Genomic DNA, 25,054 nt, shown 5'->3' with positions numbered 1-25,054 from the left:
ATCCAGATATGATTGGGGAATTAACATGCGATTGTCCATACGAAAATTACCGGCGCTATTTGATTTGATTTTTTTATTAGTTACGATATTAGAAATTTTAACGCTCTTTTTAATGTGCCTATTCTCTTCCCGCTATACAGTTCACGATATATTTAAAGTTTATGGTAACATTTCTGCTAAGGTTTTCTGGATTTACAGCATCGGTATTTTATTACATATCATTTCTTATATTAAGTCGTTAGAAAGTAATTGGATCCTCTTTGCCAATTTAATCGGTATCTTTTCATTTTTGATTTATTGGATCCTACCAAATTATTTTCTGGTTGCATTAGTTTTTCAGTGGATCTCTGTTTACACTTTAATGACACGATCGCAGAAATCATCTGAAGCCAATTTACATTAATTTTGCTACTGGGGGTTTTAGAGTGTTATTCCAGCATTATATTGATAAGTTTCAACATATGAACTCAGTTGAGCAGTTTGTGGCCTTATGTTTATTAATCGCGCTTGGCTTAATGATTGTTGAACCACTGGTTGCTTATATTGCAGCGACAGTTAAAAAACACGCCGTGGAAAAGGATATTCGACAACAAACTATCCGCAAAAAGAATTGAATTATAAAAACGCATTAATCACCTGATATTGTCATAATAGTGATTAATGCGTTATTTTATTTGTTTTGTCAGCAACTGGTTTGGCCCAAATAAATTTCTCGATTGCTTGCGTTACCGTCGGGTTATGCATATGCAAATGGCTATGTTGCGCATTCGAACCAGTCACTTGAAGTTCTTGATAACTTTTAGCATAAGGCTGAATTAAATAGCTTAAAGAGCGGGCTGAAACCAAACTGACAACAGAATCTGAGTTAGAGCCATCTTGTAAATTGCCATAAATATTTAAAACCGGGACCTGTTTTGGAAACTGATCAGCGGTTGCTTTCATTTGTCGAAAAAGTGGTGTTTGAAATTTAGGTTCTAACTGGCTATTTAAAAAGTAATTACGATTAGCTTGGTCACCAAATCCCAAAATCCCATCAAAAGGTCCGGCAATTGTCACTAGCTTTTGCATTCGAGGTACGGCGTTCAAATCTTTTTTTCTCAGACTATATAATACCCAAGCAACAGCACCCATTGAATGTCCAATCGCATTGTAATTGGTTACATGATATTTTTGCTTTAAAAGGACCAATGCCTTTTGAAGCCATAATGAGAACTGCATTTCACCAGCGGTATTATTTTCAAATACAATACCGATTAATGGATTTAAAGTACCCTTTGATAAAACCCCTTTAACGTGAAGTTTTCCTTTCAAATCAACTGTGATAGTCATCACATGGGTTCCAATACCAGCCTCATGAATATCAGCCATCATATCCGCTTCCGAAGCAAAACGCCCGTGGTATCCATGTACAAAAATAGTTGGGGTGGCCGTTTTCTGGTAAACACGTTTAACGGTTTCTACTTGCTGCTTCATATGATATCTGTGGACACCAAAAACAACCGCTATGATGACCATAACGATTGTTAAAATGATGCCGATCCAACCCCAAAATCTTTTCCTCAAAATGACGCCCTCTTTTTATGAAGTGGTTGTTGACTGTCGGGCAAAACGCCAGTGCTGTTGCATTTTTTTACCGATGATTGCCGCTACAATTGGTAGTGTGATTCCAACAAGGCTCAGAATTGTCCAAGCATCGAAATTGATTTTTTCGAGTACGAAAAAGACGGCTTTGTGTGAGAACATAATGATCATGGTGTGCTTCCCGACGATTGCTAGAAAGTGTTTCAAAGGCGTAAATTGTAACCAGTAAGAAATTGCTAAAACAGAAAATGTAAAAATTAATGGCACAAACATGGCAAACCAGGAATTAGTAATCTGATGTGATTTCATATAAATGACTTCATCGATCATACCGAGGTTTTGAGCAACAATCAACCCAGATGCTGTAGCAATACTCAAAGCAAGTAACCACCGCGATTGGACCAAACGTTTTAAATATTTAAATGAAAAATAACCGATCCACATATAAAAGGCTGCCATTAAAGTCACATCAGCATTCCAAGGCATTGGGAACCCAAAGGCTGATTGGGCGTCTTTATAAGAAGTACCCAGCAAAAATAGTGTGCCTACGATCAGAAACTGTAACATCTTATTGGGTATAAACGTAATGATAAAAGTGACTACAATTAACGCCAGAATATAAACAGTCATAAACCAAAAAGCACTAGTATAGCCATTTAGCTCGGTACCACCATATAACAAACGCCCAAAATAACCCAAGGTATAGTGGACATTTCGTTGTTCCACAAAAAAGTTGATCAAAATGATTGTAGCCCCGGCTAACAAATAGTCCCGCAAAAGCGGCCAAACTTTTCGCTGAATGAACTGTGGTACCGTATATTTTTGAACTTTCAGCGATTTGATAAAGAAACCACCAATTAAAAAGAACAAAGGCATGTGCCACCAGTAAGTAGTCTCATAGAAGGTGTCTTTTGCTGGGTAAGCATGGCCGACAACTACGGCAACGATGCCTAAAGCCTTGGCAATATCGATCCATTCAATTCTTTTTTTCTTTGCATGACGACCAAAATTGGTTTCAAGCATATATTAAAAAACTCCTTCATTTTGTAATCATAAACAATTTTATAAAAACAATTATAACGAGTTTGTATGAAGAAAGTTTTAATGAAAGCAGAATAATTCTGAATCTTTCTGGTATGTTCCTGTTTACAGTTATCTGAAAAAATATTTTTTTAGATAACCCACGTTTTAATATTGCATTAGAGTAAACATATCATAATCTTTAATTTTATCTCGACCATGCAGATCTCGAAGCTCAATTAAAAATGCGGTGCCAACCACAATGCCACCCAATTTTTCCACGAGTTCAATTGTTGCAGCAATTGTGCCACCGGTGGCCATTAAATCATCTACAACTAAAACTTTTTGTCCCGGTTTAACGGCATCTTTGTGCATATATAAAGAGGCCTTGCCATATTCCAAATTATAACTGACTGAAACAGTTTCTCGGGGCAGTTTACCCTTCTTCCGTGCTGGTGCAAAACCAACCCCGAGTTTATAGGCAACTGGGCAGCCAACAATAAATCCACGGGCTTCAGGGCCACAAATCATTTCTACACCCTTATCAGCGGCATAATGTGCAATATCATTGGTTGCCTGACTGTAAGCCTCGCCATCTTCCATTAATGGTGAAATGTCCCGAAAAGTAACGCCCTTTTCAGGGAAATCAGGGACATCAGCTACAAATTGTTTATAATCCATTATTATTAATCTTTCCTTAATCCTTAGATTCTTTTTATAATTAATCTTGTTTGTTTTCAGAAACCAGCTGATTGATCCAATGCAATAATTCCTGATTCGTTTGTCGGTCAATCTGCTGTTCTATTTGCAAACGCTGTACCATTGATTGGTAAACGGGTGCCTCAGTTAATTGATGTTTTTTCAAGTGTGATGAGATCGACAAAGCACCATCTTCTATTTTAACAAATCCCAATTGGGAAAACACCTTCAAAATAAACCGTAATTCTAAGTCGCTGATTTGTAAATAGGCCGCCATTTTTTGTTGCTGCATTACCGGTAAACTTGAGTGACTTCTGACGTAATTGAGTACGCGCGAAAACTTTTGCCGATTTGGCAGTTGGAAATTAGTTGGCTGGGCATTGAAAAAGGTAAATCGTAACTTGTTTGCGTGCTGTTGGCTAAGTAAAAAACTAAGTTGTGCTAAAGTTTCCGGCTGGTCGATAATTGTGATACTAGTGGCTTTTGTAACAAGTTGGTCTGTAAAAAAAGCTACTTGACGATCAATACTGTGAATAAACTTTTGTGATCGTTTTAAATAATGTTTTCTGAAGAAAACATAAAGATCCGGTGCTGAAAAAAGGCCAGCTGTTAACTTTGTCTGTTTTGTAACCAGTATTTTAGGCTGATGCTCAACAGCTTTGTGGGGCTTAATGTCGTTTGCGGTCGGTTCACTAGACATTGTAGTTTGGTTAAATTGAATGTCTTGTAATAATAGTTGTAAATTTCTTTGACCACGAAATTCATTTAAGCTCAAAGTGCCGAGCACATTGATGGCTCCGCTTTGTTTTTGAGCCGAGGCAATTAATGTCGGTGCGTTAAAACAAACCGCAGTTAGTTTTTTGTTTTGATCTGATAATTGGAGACGCATGTGTTGCTGATTTTGGCCCATTGTCTTAAGCTGACTAAAATGAACTCGATCAATTGCAATTAGTGGCTCGGGATTATTCGTTCCAAAGGGCGCTAATGTCTGTAACGCCGTAAAAAAAGTCATATTACAATCGGCTAAGCTTAAAACTAGATCAACATATTTTATTGGCGCTGTTTGAACATGAAAATTATTATTTGTCGCATAAGTTTCCATTCCTCGATGAATCGTCGCAATATTCTCTTGTTTGATTGTCAGCCCCACTGCCATTTGATGTCCCCCAAAATTTTCGGTCAGTTGCCGATTTTGGTTGATACTGGCGAATAGATCAAAACCGGCAACGCTACGGCCAGAACCCTTGGCAATATTGGTTGTTGGGTTTAAATTCAAAATAAGTGCTGGTTTACCTGTTGTTTCTACAATATGACTGGCCACAATCCCTAGAACACCTTCATGCCAATTTTCACCAGTAATCACTAGGGTTTTGGCAGTTTGATTCTCTGGAGCTTGAGCGGTTTTTAAAGCTGCCTGAGTGATTTTTTGAACTAACTTTTGACGTTCTTGATTTGTCTGTTCCAATTGTTTGGCCAGTTCATCAGCATAATCAGGATCTAACGTTGTCAATAAATCTACACCTGGATTAGCATCACCCATGCGTCCAATGGCATTTAGACGTGGTCCAATCATAAAGCCAATGGTCGTTTCATTAATCTGTTCTGGCTTGATGCCTGCCGTGCGGTAGAGACTTTGAAGGCCCATACGCTCTGTATGTTGTAAAACTTTTAAACCATTAGCGACAATAATACGATTTTCATCTGTGAGTGAGACTAAATCAGCAACGGTACCTAAGGCAGCCAAATCCAAAAGATCTGTGGGCACTTCTTCTAATAAGGCACAAGCCACTTTAAAAGCAACGCCAGCACCAGATAAATCCCCAAAAGGATAGTTGCCCTCAGGGTGCCGTGGGTGGATGATTGCTGTGGCTTCCGGTAAAACTTTAGGTAATTCATGGTGATCGGTAATGACGACATCAACGCCATGCGTCATGGCATAAGCAACGGCTTCGTTGCCTGCAACGCCGTTATCAACTGTAATGATCAACTGATAGCCTTGTTTGACGAAGTATTTATAAACTTGCAAATTTGGGCCATATCCGTCGTCAAATCGATTGGGGATGTAAGTTTCAACTTCGCCGCCAATACTTTCAATGGCTTCTTTCATAATGGCAGTACTTGTCAAGCCATCAACATCATAGTCACCATAGATCACCATTTTTTCATTTGCAAGAATACCTTGTTTAATTCGATCGATACCAGGTTTCATATCGAAGAGTTGCTTGGGATCATGGAGATTTTGTAAGTCAGGGTGAATAAAATTTTCGTATTTCTTAGGTTCATCGATTCCCCGAGTAACGAGTAGCTGCGCGACAGTCTCGTCAAGTCCAAAGGTTTCACGCAGGCTTTGAACACTAGTTTTATCAGGCCTATCTTTAGTCTTCCAAGTGAATTTGGCACACAAATTTAAAACCCCTTTGTCTTTTTTACAACTAGAAAAGTATAACAGTCTGGTCTAAAAAATAAAGCAATTAATAAAATAAAAAAACTGAGGTTTGTGATGTCAGGACCTCAGCAAAATATTTTAATTAAAAACAGCTAAATTCTCTTTTGTAGCTGACTGCTCATTGATCAGGTTTCCTTGTAAGCACCAACGATTAACGCCGCCATCGGCACAAGTAATCAGTGTCAGTAGTTTGGCACCTTTTACATCATCAATTAGCCAGACTGACTTAGGATCAACAATTTTCTTATAAGTAATCCGGTAAGTATAAACTTTATTCAAATCGGTAATATACATATATTGACCAAGCTGAGCACGTTCTAATGGTGAGAACAAAGCACCTTTGTTTGTCATATAATGGCCGGCGAGTGCATAATTGCCCTTCCCCATCACCTGATCTGGTTTCATGGTGCCCCCGCCAGTGCTTAAAGCGGTGTCACTCAATCCTTTTACAATCGGTAATTTTAAACCCACGGCAGGAACAGCTAATTTGCCAAGTGGATTAGCGTCATTTTGCATGGAAGTTTTGACGACTTGATTTACGGAAATACTTTTAACCTTTGAAAAATCAAATTGACCATCTTTAAGTTCATTTTGTTTGATCTGATCACGAGTTAGATTTTGCATTTTAGCCTCGGCATTGCGCTGCACCAAGTAACTCTTGATTGGTTCGTTAAAAATCAATAACAGCCCTATTATAAAGACGATGACGAGAAAAATCCATCCCATTGCCTTGCCGAATTTTTTCATAGTCAGTCACTCCTAAAATTGTCCAAACTTGATTATCATATAAATAATAAGGAAAAGCAAACAATATAATTAGACCAGTTGATAGTCATACTTTTTCAGTGATTTGAATTGAAATGTCCTCGACGAGCGTGAGGTAAAAGGTACTCAGTACCTGAGTACTAACAAGAATTGCGACAATAGTGGGCTTGCCATTTGGGCCATTCGTGATTAGATGAGGGTGTTGCCTTTTGGAGCATTTTTAAAATCTAATTGTTCGCAAACGCATAGTAGCTAAAAGCAAAGCGTTAATTGTGTTTCAGCCTCAAAAACGACCCATTTTAATGCGTAAAAAAACGCTTTATAGTAAAATAGCAAGAGTTCTGATTAAAAAGTAACCATCAATCAATGATCAAGAAAGTAGCGATTTGATATGTATGTTGTACAAGATTTAAAGTTAGACTCATTTCCTTTAGCAGCTTTTATTCAAATGAGCCAACGGTTTGACCCAGTCTATATTTTTGATGCGCCAGATCAACCGACACTAAAAATAGCTCTGGGTGCAATTGATAGTTTTGAACCGCAGACTAATCAAACAGCTTTTAATGATATTTCGAATTGGTATGCCCATATTGCTCAAAGTATACCGGATAAATATATGCAAGATTTAGCTGTTGTTGGGGGGCTCCCTTTTCAAAAAAACGGTCAGGCTTCAATCAGAACAGATGTATGGCGTGATTTAGATCACGGCTATTTTTTCCTGCCTCAATTGCTCATTCATATTGCTAAAGATGATTATAAAGCTCACATTTTTAGTGTTGGCACCACATTTGACAACACTCAACAGCAATTACAATCATTTTTGACTAACCTAAAACTTTTGGCTGCTCACGCAGATACTGGATCAATTTCAAAACTACATCTGCAGCAAAAGAAAGAACTGGCCTTACAACATTGGCAGAGTCTTGTAAAACAAACGGTAACACAGTTAAATACAACAGCGAACTTACAAAAGGTTGTTCTTTCGCGACAGATGCAAGTTCAGTTTACCGGTACGCTAGAGTTAAAACAATTGTTTAACAATTTGCGACGCGCCAACCTGAATACTTATCATGTGATTTTGAAATTGCGTGGGTCAGTTTTCGTAAGTGCCACACCTGAGCGGCTGTTGAAGATAGCTAATCACCATTTATATACCGCAGCAGTTGCTGGAACAATTCGTCGTGGTACTACACCTGATTCGGACATACGCTATGGGCAAACATTGTTAGCAGATCAGAAGAATTTGCAGGAGCATCAATATGTCGTTCAAAATATTATTGACAATTTACGGCGGCTAAAATTACAGCCACATTATGCCACACGACCACAATTGCTAAAGAATCCCAATGTGCAGCACTTATATACACCAATCACTAGTATTTTGCCTAAACAAATTTCAGCTTTTGAGATCTTACAGCAATTACATCCAACGCCTGCATTAGGTGGTTTGCCGCAAACGTTAGCTTCACAAGTGATTGCGGCCGTTGAAAATTATGATCGTGGTTTATATGGCGCGCCTATTGGGTATTTACAGTTTGATGGTGTTGGCGAATTTGTAGTCGGTATTCGTAGTGCATTATTACGGCAACAGACTGCTTGGTTATTTGCTGGTGCAGGTATCGTGGCTGATTCAGATGCAGCAGCAGAAGTGTTAGAAACACGATTAAAATTTCAGCCAATGTTAAATACTCTATTTAGTACAGATCAAAGAGGAGATCACGCAAATGGCAACTAATGGTAATGCATCAACTGAAGCGGCACAAACCTTAACGACTTATGTGCACACACTGATAGCAGCCTTACTAGCTCAAAAGATTACGCACGTAGTTTTAGCGCCAGGTTCACGTTCGACACCAGTTGCTTTAATTTTAGCCCAATATGCCCAAGCCGGCAGACTTACATTGCATGTCGATGTCGATGAGCGGTCAGCTGGTTTTTATGCACTAGGTTTAACTAAAGTAAATCATCAGCCCACCCTACTTGTCTGCACGTCGGGAACCGCGGCCGCAAATTTTCTACCTGCGATTTGTGAGGCTCGGTTAACAAATCAACCGCTGATTGTCTTAACCACAGATCGACCACCAGAATTAACCAATATTGGTGCGCCACAAGCTATCGATCAGGTGAAGCTATATGGTGATCAAGTTAAAAATTTTACCCAATTACCTCTTCCATCGACTTGCGCTGATGAACTCGCGTATCTTGATTTTAACGTCCAACGCCAGGTTATCTATGCCCAGCAAATACCAATGGGCCCAGTACATCTGAACTTACCTCTGCGCAAACCGTTAATGCCAATCTTAGATCAGCCGCTGCCAAAAAACTTAGTAAAACCCGTAGCCATAGCAGAGATCAAGCAACAACTAATGCCAACATTGTCAACGCAAATCAAACAGCTGTTCTCAAATAAAAAAGTATTGGTCATCGCTGGTCCAGATATGACAACAACGATAACAGCACAAGATCAGCAATTTTTAAAAACAAGTGGTTGGTTGATTCTGGCTGATGTTTTAAGTGGGTTACGCGGTCAAAATATGCCTAATGTTATTCATAGTTATGATATTTTGTTACAACAATATCCACAATTGCCAACAGAATTGATGCCGGATATTATTTTACGCCTTGGCACAACGCCCGTTTCCGCAGGAATCAAGCAGTTGCTACAACATTTTGAAGGGCCAATTGTCTATTTGGATTCGCAAGCTACTTTAGCAGACTATACCAAATCGGCGCGTTTGGTATTGCCAGGAACCTTCCAAACTGTGAGTCAAGCAGGTCCCTTTATCAACGCGCCAGAACAGGAAAGTTTTAACCAACGGTGGCAGACTTTGCAGACAGCTCTAACGGCAACTGTCTCACAAACACTGGCTGCGCAAACGGCTCTTTCTGAGATACAATTACCGGTGATCATGGCAGCCACTTTAACGGCTGGAAACATTTTTCTCAGTAATTCCATGCCTATTCGCGATTTTGACAACTATTTTGAACCGCAAAATAGTCAAAAGTTTGCTATTTATTGTAATCGTGGGGCAAATGGCATCGACGGGGTCACTTCGACTGCCTTAGGGATATTTAGTCAGAGCGCAAATGCGGCTAACTTTTTGGTAACGGGTGATTTGGCCTTTTTCCATGATCTAACGGGATTAATGATGGCACAAAGGTATCATCTTAATGTGACGATCATTGTCATCAACAACAATGGTGGCGGTATTTTTTCCTTTTTGCCACAACATGCAGCTTCAGATTATTTTGAAACAGTTTTTGGCACACCACAAAATTTGAATATTGAAAAAATTGCTATGGCTTATAACTTTAACTATCAATTGATTAAAAATAAATCTGCTTTACAAAAAGCATTAAGCCAGTCAAATAAGGGACCAAGAATATTAGAAATTCAAACAGATCGTGAAATAAATTTAAAACAACATCAAGCATTGACACAAAAAATAAAACCAATATGGGAGGCCAATTTTGCAGATTTCCGTAAATGATGCAAACTATAAAATTCAAAAAATCGGTCATGGGGCGCCTTACTGGTTAATTTTGCACGGTTTTATGGGCAACCATCATGAATTTGAAACGATTGCCACTAAATTACCGGGTACAAAGCTATTACCCGACTTATTGGGACACGGTGGAACAACAGCAACAAAGCAGCATGCGTTCACAATGACACAACAAGTTATAGATCTGATGATGCTCACAGCCCAATTGGTACCCGATCAACGATTAAATGTCTTAGGTTATTCTATGGGTGGCCGGATTGCCGTTGCTTTTGCGAACACACACCCCGAACGTATCCAAACATTATTTTTAGAAAGTACCCGTCCTGGTATAGCTACTCAAAAGCAACGGGATATTCGACGACAGCATGACCAAGTGTTGGCCAAAAGATTACTGACTCATGGGCTTCACGATTTTGTAAATTATTGGACTGAGTTACCCTTATTTGCATCTCAAAAACGATTACCACAAGCCGTTCAGCAACGAGTTAAAGCTATGCGCCTACACCAGAGGGCAGATTTACTGGCTCGGAGTTTGACAGAAATGGGTACTGGCAGCCAAGCAAATTACTGGCCAGACCTCATAAAATTAACGCAACCAACGCATTTGATCGTTGGGGCACTCGATCGAAAATTCACTGATATCAATACTAAAATGGTCAGACAACTGCCTAATGTAACCTTGACCAAAATTCCGAATGCGGGGCACAATAGTCACTTAGAGGCGCCCAATACTTTTATCAAGGCGGTGTTGAAGGAGTTGACTGATTATGCGTTTGATTGAGATTCAAATCCGCTCGCTGACGTTAAATTTAAGGCAAAATTTCAAATCCAATCATGAGAATCTTAGACAACGCCGGTTACATATTTTGCGTTTAACAACAGCAACTGGGCAAATTAGCTATGGTGAACTTGAAGCCTTCGATACACCAACTTATATGGCCGAAACACAGGCAACCGCTATTTGGCAATTGAAACATGTCATTCTGCCAAGAATACTGAATCGTGATTTTACTTCACCACGGGATTTCAATAGTTATCTGGCTGATATTGTAGATAATCAACTTGCAAAAGCTGCAGTAGAGATGCCCGTTTGGGAATTGTTTGCTCAGTTGGCTCAATTACCATTAGCTGATTATTTGGCTCAATCTATTGGGACAAAGGCTCAAAGCAAAGCTACTTTTGGCGTGAGTTTGGGTATCAATGATCAAGTTCAACTCATTGAAAGCATTAATCATCACATTGCTAGCGGTGTCCAGCGGTTTAAAATTAAATTAGGTTCAGTTGCTGATATTGCGGTTTTGCGCACGATTCGTCAAATTTTTCCAAGCATTGCATTGCTGGTAGATGGTAATGGTGCTTTTCAAAAATCAGACTTACCCTATCTAAAACAACTGGACACGCTGCAATTAGACATGCTTGAGCAGCCTTTTACCAATCAGTCTTTTTTAGATCACCAATGGTTACAACGACAATTGCAGACGCCAATCTGTTTAGATGAACGGATCCATGATATGGAGGATCTGCGGGTGATGATGATTTTAAAGAGCGGTCAAGTATTAAACTTAAAACCTGCCCGAGTTGGCGGCTTTCAAGTAGCGTTAGCAATGCTGAAGTTTTGTCAACAACATGGACTGCCATGTTGGGTCGGTGGTATGGTGGAAAGTGATCTTGGCCGTCGTTACGTTCAAGAGTTTGCTCGGCTAAGCGGTTTAGAATACCCAGGTGATATTGGCCCAGTACAACAATTTTATCAGCAAGGATTGTTAGCAAGCACACCAGAAGCTGAACGCTCAGAATTAACTTTTCATAATCAAGTTGGACTCGGCCTGCAACCAAGTGAGTTATTGACGCAACTATTTGATTAAAGCCATCTTTCAGAATCAAAATGAGACAAAGCTTTGGAAACCACGTTTAAGCAATAAACAGCCGTAACTTAAATAAAGTGAGGTCGGAAACAAAACATTAGTTTTGCTTCGGCCTCACTTTATTATTTAAGGGCAGTTTAATTTAGACTGTTTGTAAATGGCATAGCTTCTATCTCACACTTACGCGCGCACTTTTTAATATTTAATTTCTATAATTCTTCTATAAAGCGATCAAATGCTGCTTGCCCTTTAGCACTACGCTTAAAGACGCCAGCATCTTCTAAGACACGGGCAAAAACATAACCAACTTCTTTTTGAACAATTGAATGGATATTTTCAGCAGTAAAGTTATATTTTTGTTTTAATTCATCAGCCCAAATTTGATGATAAGCCTTCATCTCGTTTGGTTGTTCAAGTAAGTACTTTTCGACCTCTACCAATTCGGTCTTTAATCGAGCTGGTAAAATTGCGCGGCCCATCACTTCAATCAACCCAATATTCTCTTTTTTAATATGCTGAACATCCTGATGTGGATGAAAAATACCATCAGGAAATTCTGCTGATGTCTGATTATCCCGCAAAACAAGATCTAATTGATAACCATTAGCTGAGGTACGCCGCACAATAGGTGTGATAGTGTGATGTGGTTCACCATTAATTTGTGCTCGAATCGACACACTAGGATCGGAATAGTTTTGCCAATGTTTTAAAATGTAGTCGCCACAATTGACGAGTGCCTGTACATCATTACTTTCTAAACGAATTACCGACATTGGCCACTTGACAATACCTGCTTTCATATTTGGAAAGGCGGTTATTTTAATTGGGCGGTCAATACTAGCTTTAGCCATAGGAAAATCATGACGTCCGCCTTGATAGTGATCTTGACTTAACATGGAGCCGCCGACAATTGGTAAATCGGCATTACTACCAACAAAATAATGTGGGAATAAACGTACGATTTCTAATAAATTACTGATTGTTGCCGCATCGATGTGCATTGGTCGATGCGCAGCGGATAAGAAAATACAATGTTCGTTGAAATATGCATAAGGTGAATACTGCATTCCCCAGGTTTCACCATTCAACATGACACGAACGATACGGTGGTTCGTTCGAGCAGGAAAATCTACACGACCAAGATAACCTTCATTTTCAATACTCAATTGATCTAAGGGATAATTTGTCTTGGGCTGTGACTTAGCCAGAGCAATCTCCTTTGGATCCTTTTCGGGCTTAGAAAGATTAATTGTAATTTCCAGATCACCATAAGCCATGTTGACGTTATAACTGATATTTTTTGCAATTGCGGCCGTTTTAATGTAATTATTGGCCTTACTTAAATTGTAGAAATAATTTGTTGCTTGTTGCGGTTCAGCCTGATATTCGTCCCAAAAAACTTGATTGACTTTACTAGGTGCTGGCGTATAAAAGTTAGTCAATTGAGCTTCCAGAATATCTCGTGCCGCCGTTGTGTCCGTTATTTTTCCATTCATTACTGCTCGGGCAACTAAAGTCTGTGCCAGTGTTACGAGGTCAGTACCGTCTTCAAGTGTCGATAGTTGGTCATGCCCAACTAATGCGTAGATTTGATTAGTTAAGTAAATAAAATCCAAATTTTGATAAGTTTGTCCGGTAGCAATGATTGCATTAGCAAATTGTTGTGCTAAGTCTTGACTCATTTGTCATCATATCCATTCGGATGCGTTTCAATCCACTGCCATGCTGTTGCAATGATTTTTTCAACATCATCATAGTTTGGTTTCCAACCTAAAACTTGGCGTGCTTTTGTTGAATCAGCCACCAGAGTACTAGGATCACCGGCACGCCGTGGCGCAACTTCAGCTGGAATTTCTTTACCGGTTGCCTTGCGTGCGGCTTCCAAAATTTCTTTGTTTGAAAAACCAGTGGATGAACCTAAATTGAAAGCATCTGAATCACCGCCATCAATGAGGCGTTGAATGGCTAAAATGTGGGCATCTGCTAAGTCTACAACATGGACATAGTCACGAACATTCGTCCCGTCTTTAGTCGGATAATCACCACCGAAGATCTTCAATTGATCGCGTTTACCTTGAGCAACTTCTAAGATAATTGGAATCAAATGTGTTTCAGGATTATGATCCTCGCCAATTGTGCCGTCCGCTTTTGCGCCAGCAACGTTAAAGTAACGCAAGGCGATATACTTAATGCCGTATGCTGTATCACTCCACTTCATGATTTTTTCCATAGCTAGCTTACTTTCCCCATATGGGTTTGTAGGCACTTGGGGATCTGTTTCTTTAATTGGAACTTGTTTAGGTTCACCATAAGTTGCTGCTGTCGAAGAAAAGACAATATGGTTTACCTGGTGATCATGCATAGCTTCTAGCAGCGTAATCATGCCACCCGTATTATTATCAAAATACTTTAATGGTTTGGCCATTGACTCAGGGACAACGGAATAGGCGGCAAAATGAATGACACCATCAATTTTTTCTGCATTAAAAACTTGTTCTAAAAAGCCGCGGTCGCGAATATCGCCTTGATAAAAACGAGCCTTAGGGTTAACAGCATGCTTATGTCCGGTAATTAAATTATCAATGACGGCAACATCGTAGCCCTTCTCAATTAATCGATCAACTGTATGTGACCCAATATAGCCAGCACCACCGAGAACTAAAATAGTCATATAAAAATTCCTCCTAATCTAAGCGATTACCTTTGGCCCATCCGCAATTTCGGCAATATAAAAGTCCGCATCATAACCCACTTTTGCTTTATAGTCTTGACTAACAGCAGTGACAAAAGTTTCAATGTCACTTGTCTTGACTAAAGCAATCGCGCAACCACCAAAACCAGCACCAGTCATTCGTGCCCCTAAAGCACCGTGTGCCCAAGCAGAATGGGCAAGAGTATCTAATTCTACTCCTGTGACTTCATAATCATATTCTAACGAGATATGTGAAGCATTCATCAAATGCCCAAAGGTTTTTAAATCATTGGCCTTCAATGCCGTAGTTGCTAATTTTGTACGCTGATTTTCAAAAACAGCATGGCGGGCACGTCTAATCAAGACTGGATCATTGATGGCATACATATATTCATCAAATCCATCTTTATCTAGTGCGCCCAGTGAAGGGATAGCCGTCTGTTTTTGGATTAATGCCAGTGCCTTTTCACATTCACCCCGGCGTTCATTATACTTTGAATCAGTGAGTTCACGCCGTTTATTGGTGTTCATGATAACGATTTTATATTGCCCAAGTTTGATGGGCACTAAGTCATAATCAAGTGTATTAGTGTCTAGTAAAATAGCATGGTCTTTTTGTCCCATACCAACGGCAAATTGATCCATGATACCAGAATTAACACCAATAAATTTATTTTCCACTTCTTGACCAATTTTGACAACTGAAATTTGATCAATATCAAAGTTAAATTGATCAGTCAAAATTTTACCAAATAACATTTCGATGGACGCTGAAGATGAGAGACCTGAACCGTTAGGCAAATTCCCATGAACACAAATATCAAAACCATGCGTAATCTTCAATCCGTGTTTTTCAAAGAAATAGAACATCCCTTTAGGATAGTTGGCCCAGGTATCAGCTTTGTCATATTTTAGATCTTGAAGTGTAATTGTTTTGATGCCAGCTTCAGGAAAATTTTCGGAATAAAGACGAACTTGATTGTCATCTCTAGGGGCGACTGCAGCATAAGTGCCCAGACTAATCGCACAAGGGAAAACATAACCACCATTATAATCGGTATGTTCGCCAATTAAGTTGATGCGGCCAGGAGCAAAGTATTTTGCTGTTGGTTGCGTGGCGAAAACCTTTTCAAAATTTTTATCAAGCGTTTTCAAAATAGGCGCTGGTTGATAAATTCCACTCATAATGACACTCCTTTATTAAGTTTCTAATATTATCTTACCTTAATTTTATGATTAAACAAGTTTTTTAGTAAAATTAAGTAAAAACCGCTCTTCAATTAAATTGAAAGCGGTTTTCAATCGAAAAATATTTTTTAGTTTTTATGGCTTTCGGTTTCATCAGTACGCAGAATAGACATGAACGCTTCTTGAGGAATCTCTACAGAACCAACCGATTTCATTCGTTTCTTACCGGCTTTTTGCTTCTCTAGTAATTTTCGCTTACGTGTAATGTCGCCACCATAGCACTTAGCTAAGACGTTTTTACGATAAGCTTTAATATTAGACCGTGCAATGATTTTATTGCCAATTGCAGCTTGAATTGGAATTTCAAATTGTTGTCTCGGAATGGTCGTTTTTAAAGCACTAACGATTTCTTTACCCCGTTCAAATGCAAAATCTTTGTGCACGATAGAACTCAGAGCATCCACGACCTCCCCGTTGATCAAGATATCCATTTTAACTAGGTCACTGGCGCGATAGCCTTCGATTTCATAATCTAAAGAAGCATAACCTTTGGTATTGGACTTCAAATCATCAAAGAAATCGTAAATTATTTCTGATAACGGGATATCATAAATAATATTCACCCGATATTTATCCAAATAATCCATTGTCACAAATTCCCCACGTTTACGTTGAGAAAGTTCCATTACTGGTCCAACATAATCATTCGGTACCATGATCTGTGCTTTAACATACGGTTCTTGAATTTCTTTGATTGAAGTAGCTTCTGGCATTTCGGCCGGGTTATCAATTACCTTTTTTGTATCGTCGGTCAAGATAATGTGGTAATCCACAGCTGGCGCGGTCATGATCAAATCCAGATTGAATTCACGTTCAAGTCTTTCTTGGACGACATCCATATGCAGTAAACCCAAAAAGCCGCAACGAAAACCAAAGCCTAACGCTTTAGAGGTTTCTGGTTCAAACTCTAGTGCGGCATCATTTAGCTGTAATTTTTCCAAGGCCTCTCGAAGATCATTAAATTTAGCATTGTCAACGGGATACATACCTGAATAAACCATTGGTGTGATCTTTCGATAGCCAGGTAAGGCCTTTTCCGCTGGTCGATCGGCTAATGTGATTGTGTCCCCAACACGCGTATCTTTGACGCTTTTAATACTGGCCGTGAGGTAACCAACATCGCCAGCTGATAATGTGGCTGTTTGAACTGCTTTAGGGGACATCACACCAACTTCAGTAACTTCAAATCTTTTCTGATTATTCATCAACTCAATGGTATCGCCAACTTTAACAAAGCCATCAATGACACGAATACTAAGGACGACCCCACGGTAATTATCATAAACCGAGTCAAAGATCAATGCTTTAAAGGGTGCGTTTACATCACCCGATGGGGACGGAACTTCATGGACAATTTTTTCAAGTAACTCGGGAATGCCAATACCTTCTTTAGCACTAGCTAAAACCGCATCACTTGCATCGATCCCGATCATTTCTTCAATTTCTTCCTTGACTCGGTCAGGGTCAGCAGATGGCAGATCAATTTTATTAATGACTGGAATGATTTCCAAATCATTATCGACAGCTAAATACGCATTCGCTAATGTTTGTGCCTCTACCCCTTGAGCAGCATCCACAACTAAAATAGCCCCTTCACACGCTGCTAAGCTTCGAGATACCTCATAAGAAAAATCCACATGTCCTGGCGTATCGATCAAATGAAAAACATAAGTTTTACCGTCTTTAGCATGGTAATGGAGTTGTACTGCATTCAATTTGATGGTGATCCCACGTTCGCGTTCAAGGTCCATATCATCGAGAATTTGATCCTGCATCTCGCGCTGTGAAACTGTATCCGTCATTTCCAAAATTCGATCAGCAATTGTTGATTTACCATGATCGATATGCGCGACAATGGAAAAATTGCGAATCTCTTTTTGATGTTCGATCATCTCGTTACGATCCATTATGTTTCCTACCTTCTTTGACTTATCTATTAATTATAGCAAGCAAAAATTATGAATACAAACTGGTGCTGATACTAATGCTATTAAAAAGGCGAATTTCCAGATTAAGTTATAATCTAAAAATTCGCTAAAAATCATCTATAAGAATTGATTATTTTTCACCCTTAAAGGAGTCTTTGATTTTATTGAAAAATCCACCTTCTTGAGGTTGAACATGCTCACCAGATGCATTCATAAAGGCTTCTAAAGCTTCACGTTGTTTATTGTTTAATGACTTAGGGGTAACAATTCGGACCTTAACGTGTTGATCGCCTGCACCATTTCCGTGAAGTTTTGGCGCGCCTTTGCCACGCAGTCGGAACGAGGTATCTGTTTGTGTGCCAGCGGGAATCTTTAATTTAACTGGGCCATAAACCGTATCTACATCAATTTCGTCCCCTAATGCGGCTTGAACAAAAGAAATATTCAAGCTGGAATAAATTTCAGTGCCATCACGCGTAAACTGACGGCTTGGTTTGACCCGAAATACAATGTACAAATCCCCATAAGGGCCACCATTAGACCCTGCTTCACCTTGACCTTGCAAACGCATTTGTTGGCCATCATCGACCCCAGCAGGGACTTTGACTTTTACGCTGTGGCGTTCACTTTGATGGCCGGAACCATGACATGTTGGGCACTTTTCCTTAATTTCTTTACCAGTGCCACCACACACATCACAAACTTCTCGTGTCCGCATCATGCCAAGTGGTGTCCGGCGATCAACTTCCACGTAACCACTACCGTGACATTTGTGACAGGTCACCGGACTAGTACCAGGTGCAGCACCACTACCATTACAGGTTTCGCACGTTGCTTCACGATTATAAGAAATCGTTGTTGATTTACCAAAAATTGCTTCTTTAAAATCTAAATCCATACGATATTGAAGATCATTACCTTGTCTTGGTGAAGACGCAGATTGTTGTGCGTTGCCGCCACCAAAGAAGGAACTAAAGATATCGTCAAAGCCGCCAAAACCGCCGAAGTCACCGAAACCACCAGCGCCGCCAGCATTACCGGCACCGGCACCATCCATACCTGCATGACCATATTGATCATAGGCCGCACGTTTTTGAGGGTCACTCAATACTTCATAAGCTTCATTGACTTCTTTAAATTTTGCTTCTGCATCAGGTGCCTTGTTTAAATCAGGATGATACTTTTTTGATAATTTACGAAATGCTCTTTTGATCTCATCATCACTAGCATCTCTTGAAACACCGAGGACTTCATAGTAGTCTCTCTTTTCCGCCATGATTTGCCTCCTTAAAGGAAAAACTAAAGTCTGGAATAATATAACACAAATTCATACTATTCTGAAAATAATTTTCCACATGATTACAAAAATGACCCACCAGCAAAAGTCAGACATTCTGCTGATGGGTCAGCTTAGACGTGCTAGATGTCAACAAACTAAGCTTGTTTGTTATTTATCGTCTTTAACTTCTTCAAAATCACCATCAACGGTATCGCCATTATCACCTTTTTGATCAGATGAACCTGTCGTACCTTGTGCACCAGCCCCAGCAGCGCCTTGATCAGCACCCGTTTGTTGCTGTGCTTGTTGATATAATTTGACTGTCAAGTTTTGGATGATCTCATTCAAAGCATCCCGTTTAGACTTCATGTCTTCAAGATTATTTTCTTGTTTGGCTTTTTCGAGGTCAGCTTTAGCATCCTTAGCTTTTTTAATTTCATCATCAGATACCTTACCTTCAACTTCTTTCAAAGTCTTATCGGTAGTAAAGAGCAATTGATCGACATCGTTACGTAAATCAACTTCTTCTTTACGTTTTGTATCTGCTTCTTCGTTTTCTTTAGCTTCTTTCATCATACGATCGATTTCTTCGTCTGAAAGACCTGAAGAACTCTTAATGGTGATCTTTTGTTCTTTCTTAGTCCCTAAATCTTTAGCCGAGACGTTAACGATCCCATTTTTATCAATATCAAACTTAACTTCAATTTGAGGTACACCACGTGGTGCAGCTGGAATATCTGTTAATTGGAACCGACCAAGCGTCTTGTCATCAGCTGCCATTGGCCGTTCACCTTGTAATACGTGAATATCAACAGCTGGTTGATTGTCAGCGGCGGTTGAGAAGACTTGCGATTTACTCGTTGGAATTGTTGTATTCCGATCAATTAATTTAGTGAAGACACCACCCATAGTTTCAATACCTAGAGAAAGCGGTGTGACATCCAACAAAACAACATCCTTAACGTCACCAGTAATGACACCACCTTGAATTGCAGCACCCAAGGCAACGGCTTCATCCGGATTGATAGAATGATCTGGTTCCTTACCAGTCCAATCTTTTACAGCATCTTGGACTGCTGGAATTCGTGTTGAACCACCATTTAGAATAACTTTATCAATATCACTGTTACTCAACTTAGCATCTTTCAAGGCATTTTCTACTGGAATCTTAGTTCTTTCAACTAAGTCAGCCGTTAACTCATCAAACTTTGCTCGAGTCAAAGTTGTTTCCAAATGTAACGGACCATTATCGCCTGCAGAAATAAATGGCAAACTAATTTGGGTACTTGTGACACCAGAAAGATCTTTCTTAGCTTTTTCAGCAGCGTCTTTTAGTCGTTGCAAAGCCATCTTATCTTTGGATAAATCAATACCGTTATCCTTCTTGAAACCTTCAATCAACCAATCCATGATTTTTTGATCAAAATCATCCCCACCTAAATGGGTATCACCGTTGGTAGAAAGTACTTGGAAGACGCCATCGCCTAATTCAAGAATGGAAACATCAAATGTCCCACCACCCAAGTCATAGACCAAGATCTTCTCATCACTGTCAGCTTTGTCTAGGCCATAAGCTAAAGCTGAAGCTGTTGGTTCATTAATGATCCGTTCTACTTTCAAGCCAGCAATTTTACCAGCATCTTTAGTTGCTTGGCGTTGAGAATCGTTAAAATAAGCTGGGACGGTAATAACCGCTTGAGTGACTTCTTCACCCAAATAATCTTCAGCAAACTTTTTAATATATTGCAAAATCATTGCTGAAATTTCTTGTGGCGTGTATTCCTTATCGCCAGCCTTAACTTTATAATTGGCTTCACCCATATGACGTTTAATAGAAACAATCGTGTCTGGGTTGGTAATTGCTTGACGTTTAGCCACTTCACCAACTTGAATTTCGCCGTCTTTAAAAGCGACAACAGATGGTGTCGTACGTGCACCTTCTGGATTTGTGATAATTTTAGGTTCGCCGCCTTCAAGTACTGCAACGGCTGAGTTAGTTGTACCTAGGTCAATACCAATAACTTTTGACATATTACTTAACCCTTCTTTTCTTACAGATTAGTTACTGAGCAACAACAACCATAGCTGGTCGAATTACTCGGTCTTTTAATTGATAACCACGTTGATAAACTTGAACAACTGTATCCGCTTTTTGGGCTTCTGTTTTCGGCACTGTTTGTACAGCTTGATGTAGTGTTGGATCAAACTTTTCGCCCAATGCCTTAATTTCAGTGATGTGGTTATCAGTTAATGCTTTTTGCATATCTTTATAAACCATCTCAATACCCTTTTTAAGCTGTTGTCCACTATCGTTGTCCACTTCTACAGCTAAAGCACGTTCAAGATTATCAATTGCAGGCAAAATATCTTTAGCTAAACGTTGACCGTCATACTTTGCCAATTGCTCTTGTTCTTTTTTATGTCGATTGGACATATTTCGAATTTCAGCTTGAGCTCTTAAAAACTGATCTTCTAAAGCGTCGTATTTTGTCTGCAATGTTTTTAAAGCTTGATCCGTTTCCGATTGATCAGATGCCTTATCGGATGCAACGGCTTCAGTAGCTTTGTTCTTACTTTTAGAGGCTGTTGTATGTGTCTGCTCATTGGCAGCTGATTTTGCTTCAGGTTCTGGTTTGGACTTTGTTTTTTGTTGTTTGATTTGCGCTTCTGTCTCATCGGTTGATAAATCTTTTTCAGAAGGAAAATCAACTTTCTTCTTGTCAGCCAAGTGAAAACTCCTTTCTAATCATCGAAATTAGAATAATAATCGGTCAACCGTCTAGCTAATTCCTCACGAATCAAGTCTAATAAACCAATAATTCGGGAATAAGGCATTGTTGTTGGCCCTAATAATGCAATCACGCCACGACCGTGATCATGTACGTCATACGTTGCCGTTATCAACGAATAATTGTGTAGCGTTTGTGGGTGTAGTTCATTGCCCAAACGAACGATGATTTTACCATCCTTATCACGTTCGATGTCCGGCATACGTAACAACTGAGCTAAATCATCATTCTTTTCAAATAAATGATAAAGTGACTTTAATGAAGCAACATCGTTATTTGCGAAGTCCAATAGATTTAATCGACCGCCGACATAGAAACGATCAGACTCTGCTTGTTTAAGGACATTACCAAAAATATCCAAAAAACCATTAGGTGTTGTGACATACTTCATCAACATTTGCGGTACGTCGGTACGAATCCGTTTTGCAACGGTCGAAAGCGGCTGCCCCACAAGTTGATCATTAATGATTCGAACCGCTTTTTCCAAATCTTCACCAGCGACACTAGCAGGCAACTGAAAAATTTGATTTTGAATGGATCCTGTACTGGTAACCAAAATTGCCATAATTTGATGATTACCTAAGGGAACCATTCTAAAGCCATCCAACCGAATATCAGAAACATCCGGCCCTAAAGAAATAGCAGTGTAACTTGTTAACGTAGAAAGAATCATGGCTGATTGTTCCACGATATCATCAATCATTTGATATTGTTTATTAAAAGTTTGTTGAATCACAGCTAGATCACTTTGTGAAACGCCACTCGGCTCAAGCAAATGGTCCAAGTAGTAACGATAACCACTGGTTGAAGGTATTCGCCCAGAAGACGAATGCATTTTATCCAGTAGCCCCATGTCTTCTAATTTTGCCATATCGTTACGTATCGTGGCGGAGCTAACTTTGATCGGCAACTCATCCATCAAATGTTTGGAACCGACTGGCTGACCAGTTTCTGTAAAGATCCTGATGATATTCTTTAAAATAAGCGCCTGTCTTTGTGTCAGCATCAAACCACCTCTTTTAGCACTTAAAGACATAGAGTGCTAATACAAGATATAATATAGCAATCCCTAAAGAAGTTGTCAAGGAAATCACACGGAAACTCTGGAATTTTACACTTAAGTTTCGTCATCCAACAAGAATTCAGCAAAAACATTATTGCCAAAAAAACGGCCATCATGAGTTAAACGTATATGTCCATTCACATCCACTAAAAGATGACGTTGAATTAAGTTTTTAACCGTGTCGCCATAAATTTCATCGATCGTATAACCATATTTATCTTGAAAATGTTGTTTGGAAACACCCTTATTTGTGCGTAAGCCTAAAAACATTTCTTCTTCAACTTGTTCTGAAAAAGGCACTAAATGATGCTCAAATACGGGTAATTTATGCTTGCGTAATGGTGCCATGTATTGCTGGATCGGTCCATTGTTATGATATCGATCACGGTCTAAATAGCCATATGCACCAGCACCAAAGCCAAAATAATGTTCATTATGCCAATACATTAAATTATGTTTAGATTCTTTGCCTGGTTTGGCAAAATTACTGATTTCATACTGGTTTAAACCATGTTTGCTAAATTCATTGATTGCTAGTTCATACATATCTGCTTCTGCATCTTCACTTGGTAAATGCAGCCGGCCTTGACGTTGAAGGTTATAAAAAATTGTTTTGCGTTCTAGGATCAGAGAATACGTGGCGTAATGTGGCAAGTCTAATGCAATTGCTTGCGCCAATGTCTGCTTAAAATCGGCCGTGTCTTGTCCTGGCAATCGGAAGATCAAATCAATGCTAATATTTTCAAAACCGACTTTATGTGCGTTATGGATCGCAGTCAGGGCATCTTGGGCCGAATGTTTGCGTCCAATTTTTTTAAGTACAGCATCATTAAACGATTGTACGCCAATACTCAAACGATTGACGCCATAAGTACGCATCACTTCTAAGCGTGTTGTATCCAATAAATTATTAGGATTACATTCAATGGTAAACTCGCCGCCTGATTTTACAGGTAGATATTTCTGGATGCCACTTAGTAAGTGCTCTAATTGCTGAGGACTAATACTGGATGGTGTGCCGCCTCCAATATAAATGGTGTCGATTGGCTCTTGGCGGTAATGGGCCATGGTCATTTTTATTTCACGTAGCAACAAATCAATATATTCATCAACCGGCTGGCCTTCAATGAACACTTTGTTAAAGTCACAATAATAACAAATAAAATCACAAAAAGGAATATGAATATAAGCTGCAGCCATGATCACACTTCTTTCTTAGGTTGCGTTGCAAAATATTTTTGTGTTGCTATTTTATCTTGATCGAGTTGCGCAACTAGTGCTTCTGCACCAGAAAATTTTATTTCACCGCGTAAATAATGGTACCATCGAATTTTAACTTGTTCACCATAAATAAATTCGTCAAAATCAAAAATATTAACTTCTAAAGTCAGTGTTTTGGTTTCATCAAAAGTAATATTATACCCAACTGAAGCCATAGCTTCATACCAATGATTATTCACGTTGATTTGAACGCTGTAAATACCAATACCAGGAATTTGTTGTGCTTGACTTGTGATTACATTGGCTGTGGGGTACCCTAACGTTCGGCCCCGGGCAAGGCCATGAACAACAAGTCCTTGAGTTTCATAAGTATAACCTAACAAGTGATTGGCTTCGTCGATTGCACCCGCACTTAATAGCTTTCGAATCCGGGTAGAACTAATTTTTAAGTCGGCATCATCTTCTTCTGATACGGTTTCAATTTCGAATTGATGGTGGCTAAATTTAGGCATCGTTGTCATGTTGGCTACCGCTTGCTTACCAAAGGTATAGTCAAAGCCAGCAACTACAAATTTTGCGTGTAATCCGATGATATATTGGTCGACAAACGCTTGCGGAGAGAGGTTGGCAAAATTTGACGTGAAATCTACAATATAAAAAATATCTACGCCCAACTGCGCCATTAATTCAGCTTTACGTTTTAATGGTGATAAGTACTGAATACCTTGAGGACCGACCTGCTCAAAGACGATAGCTGGATGCTGGTTAAACGTCATGACTGCCAAAGGCAAATTTTGTGTCTCCGCAATCTCCTTACCACGCTTAATAACGGCTTGGTGTCCTCGGTGCACACCGTCAAAAAAACCTAATGCCAAAACAATCGATTGATTAATTATTTTAGTGGTATCATACGGATGATGTAAATGAACAATTTGCATGATAAAACTCCTAT

The 25,054-nt window shown here is 39.4% G+C and carries 21 protein-coding genes; 6 read left to right on the top strand and 15 right to left on the bottom strand.

Translation table 11 applies throughout. The features are described from left to right. The first annotated feature begins 25 nt into the window (after positions 1-25). Positions 26-403, top strand: coding sequence for a hypothetical protein (locus ACNAN0_RS06430; protein ID WP_230914575.1), 378 nt, complete (start codon positions 26-28; stop codon positions 401-403). 22 nt (positions 404-425) lie between these two features. Continuing rightward, positions 426-614: a hypothetical protein gene (locus ACNAN0_RS06425; RefSeq protein WP_230914574.1), complete on the top strand. Its 189-nt coding sequence runs from the start codon at positions 426-428 to the stop codon at positions 612-614. Positions 615-657: 43 nt separating this feature from the next. On the opposite strand, the gene ACNAN0_RS06420 is transcribed toward ACNAN0_RS06425, so the two are convergent. The 5 genes from ACNAN0_RS06420 to ACNAN0_RS06400 form a co-directional block, all read right to left on the bottom strand. Then, complete coding sequence (locus ACNAN0_RS06420; protein WP_230914573.1) at positions 658-1,563, bottom strand: alpha/beta hydrolase; 906 nt, start codon at positions 1,561-1,563, stop codon at positions 658-660. A 15-nt stretch (positions 1,564-1,578) separates the two neighbouring features. Further along, positions 1,579-2,604, bottom strand: coding sequence for an acyltransferase family protein (locus ACNAN0_RS06415; RefSeq protein WP_416354162.1), 1,026 nt, complete (start codon positions 2,602-2,604; stop codon positions 1,579-1,581). A 165-nt stretch (positions 2,605-2,769) separates the two neighbouring features. Continuing rightward, positions 2,770-3,282 (bottom strand): adenine phosphoribosyltransferase, encoded by a 513-nt coding sequence (locus ACNAN0_RS06410; protein ID WP_269073951.1) that lies wholly within the window; start codon positions 3,280-3,282, stop codon positions 2,770-2,772. Positions 3,283-3,322: 40 nt separating this feature from the next. After that, complete coding sequence (gene recJ, locus ACNAN0_RS06405; protein WP_416354161.1) at positions 3,323-5,704, bottom strand: single-stranded-DNA-specific exonuclease RecJ; 2,382 nt, start codon at positions 5,702-5,704, stop codon at positions 3,323-3,325. Between the two features lie 120 nt (positions 5,705-5,824). Beyond that, positions 5,825-6,493: a class A sortase gene (locus ACNAN0_RS06400; protein ID WP_230914570.1), complete on the bottom strand. Its 669-nt coding sequence runs from the start codon at positions 6,491-6,493 to the stop codon at positions 5,825-5,827. A 409-nt stretch (positions 6,494-6,902) separates the two neighbouring features. Here ACNAN0_RS06400 and ACNAN0_RS06395 point away from each other — a divergent pair, with 409 nt between their 5' ends. The 4 genes from ACNAN0_RS06395 to menC are packed head-to-tail and all read left to right on the top strand — an operon-like array spanning position 6,903 to position 11,882. Then, positions 6,903-8,246 carry an isochorismate synthase gene (locus ACNAN0_RS06395; protein ID WP_230914569.1) on the top strand — a complete coding sequence of 448 codons (1,344 nt, stop codon included), beginning with the start codon at positions 6,903-6,905 and terminating at the stop codon, positions 8,244-8,246. Then, complete coding sequence (menD, locus tag ACNAN0_RS06390; protein WP_416354160.1) at positions 8,236-10,002, top strand: 2-succinyl-5-enolpyruvyl-6-hydroxy-3-cyclohexene-1-carboxylic-acid synthase; 1,767 nt, start codon at positions 8,236-8,238, stop codon at positions 10,000-10,002. Before ACNAN0_RS06395 ends, menD begins: the two co-directional genes overlap by 11 nt. Further along, entirely contained in the window at positions 9,983-10,798 is an 816-nt protein-coding gene (gene menH / locus ACNAN0_RS06385) for a 2-succinyl-6-hydroxy-2,4-cyclohexadiene-1-carboxylate synthase (RefSeq protein ID WP_416354159.1), read from the top strand. Before menD ends, menH begins: the two co-directional genes overlap by 20 nt. Then, the gene (menC, locus tag ACNAN0_RS06380; RefSeq protein WP_230914566.1) at positions 10,785-11,882 is read left to right on the top strand and encodes an o-succinylbenzoate synthase; all 1,098 of its coding nucleotides are present in this window, start codon (positions 10,785-10,787) and stop codon (positions 11,880-11,882) included. Before menH ends, menC begins: the two co-directional genes overlap by 14 nt. Before the next feature lie 209 nt (positions 11,883-12,091). On the opposite strand, the gene ACNAN0_RS06375 is transcribed toward menC, so the two are convergent. From ACNAN0_RS06375 to ribF, 10 genes are all read right to left on the bottom strand, one after another. Continuing rightward, positions 12,092-13,564, bottom strand: a complete 1,473-nt coding sequence (locus ACNAN0_RS06375) for a UDP-glucose--hexose-1-phosphate uridylyltransferase (protein WP_416354158.1) — start codon at positions 13,562-13,564, stop codon at positions 12,092-12,094. After that, positions 13,561-14,553 (bottom strand): UDP-glucose 4-epimerase GalE, encoded by a 993-nt coding sequence (galE, locus tag ACNAN0_RS06370; RefSeq protein WP_416354157.1) that lies wholly within the window; start codon positions 14,551-14,553, stop codon positions 13,561-13,563. Before galE ends, ACNAN0_RS06375 begins: the two co-directional genes overlap by 4 nt. Before the next feature lie 18 nt (positions 14,554-14,571). After that, a complete protein-coding gene (locus ACNAN0_RS06365; RefSeq protein WP_416354156.1) occupies positions 14,572-15,759 on the bottom strand; it encodes a galactokinase in 1,188 nt (395 codons plus the stop codon). Positions 15,760-15,890: 131 nt separating this feature from the next. After that, complete coding sequence (gene lepA / locus ACNAN0_RS06360) at positions 15,891-17,729, bottom strand: translation elongation factor 4 (protein WP_416354155.1); 1,839 nt, start codon at positions 17,727-17,729, stop codon at positions 15,891-15,893. 151 nt (positions 17,730-17,880) lie between these two features. Next, positions 17,881-19,026: a molecular chaperone DnaJ gene (dnaJ, locus tag ACNAN0_RS06355; RefSeq protein WP_230914585.1), complete on the bottom strand. Its 1,146-nt coding sequence runs from the start codon at positions 19,024-19,026 to the stop codon at positions 17,881-17,883. 171 nt (positions 19,027-19,197) lie between these two features. Further along, a complete protein-coding gene (dnaK, locus tag ACNAN0_RS06350) occupies positions 19,198-21,060 on the bottom strand; it encodes a molecular chaperone DnaK (protein WP_416354154.1) in 1,863 nt (620 codons plus the stop codon). A 31-nt stretch (positions 21,061-21,091) separates the two neighbouring features. Continuing rightward, a complete protein-coding gene (gene grpE, locus ACNAN0_RS06345) occupies positions 21,092-21,688 on the bottom strand; it encodes a nucleotide exchange factor GrpE (protein ID WP_407929217.1) in 597 nt (198 codons plus the stop codon). 83 nt (positions 21,689-21,771) lie between these two features. Further along, complete coding sequence (gene hrcA, locus ACNAN0_RS06340; protein ID WP_230914588.1) at positions 21,772-22,824, bottom strand: heat-inducible transcriptional repressor HrcA; 1,053 nt, start codon at positions 22,822-22,824, stop codon at positions 21,772-21,774. A gap of 111 nt (positions 22,825-22,935) precedes the next feature. Next, positions 22,936-24,081: a radical SAM family heme chaperone HemW gene (hemW, locus tag ACNAN0_RS06335; RefSeq protein WP_416354153.1), complete on the bottom strand. Its 1,146-nt coding sequence runs from the start codon at positions 24,079-24,081 to the stop codon at positions 22,936-22,938. 2 nt (positions 24,082-24,083) lie between these two features. Beyond that, complete coding sequence (gene ribF, locus ACNAN0_RS06330; RefSeq protein ID WP_230914590.1) at positions 24,084-25,040, bottom strand: riboflavin biosynthesis protein RibF; 957 nt, start codon at positions 25,038-25,040, stop codon at positions 24,084-24,086. Positions 25,041-25,054: the final 14 nt, after the last annotated feature.

The organism is Agrilactobacillus fermenti, assembly GCF_047943045.1.
Taxonomy (GTDB): domain Bacteria; phylum Bacillota; class Bacilli; order Lactobacillales; family Lactobacillaceae; genus Agrilactobacillus; species Agrilactobacillus fermenti.
Note: the sequence above shows the minus strand (reverse complement) of the source record. Positions and strands in the feature narration are given on the sequence as shown.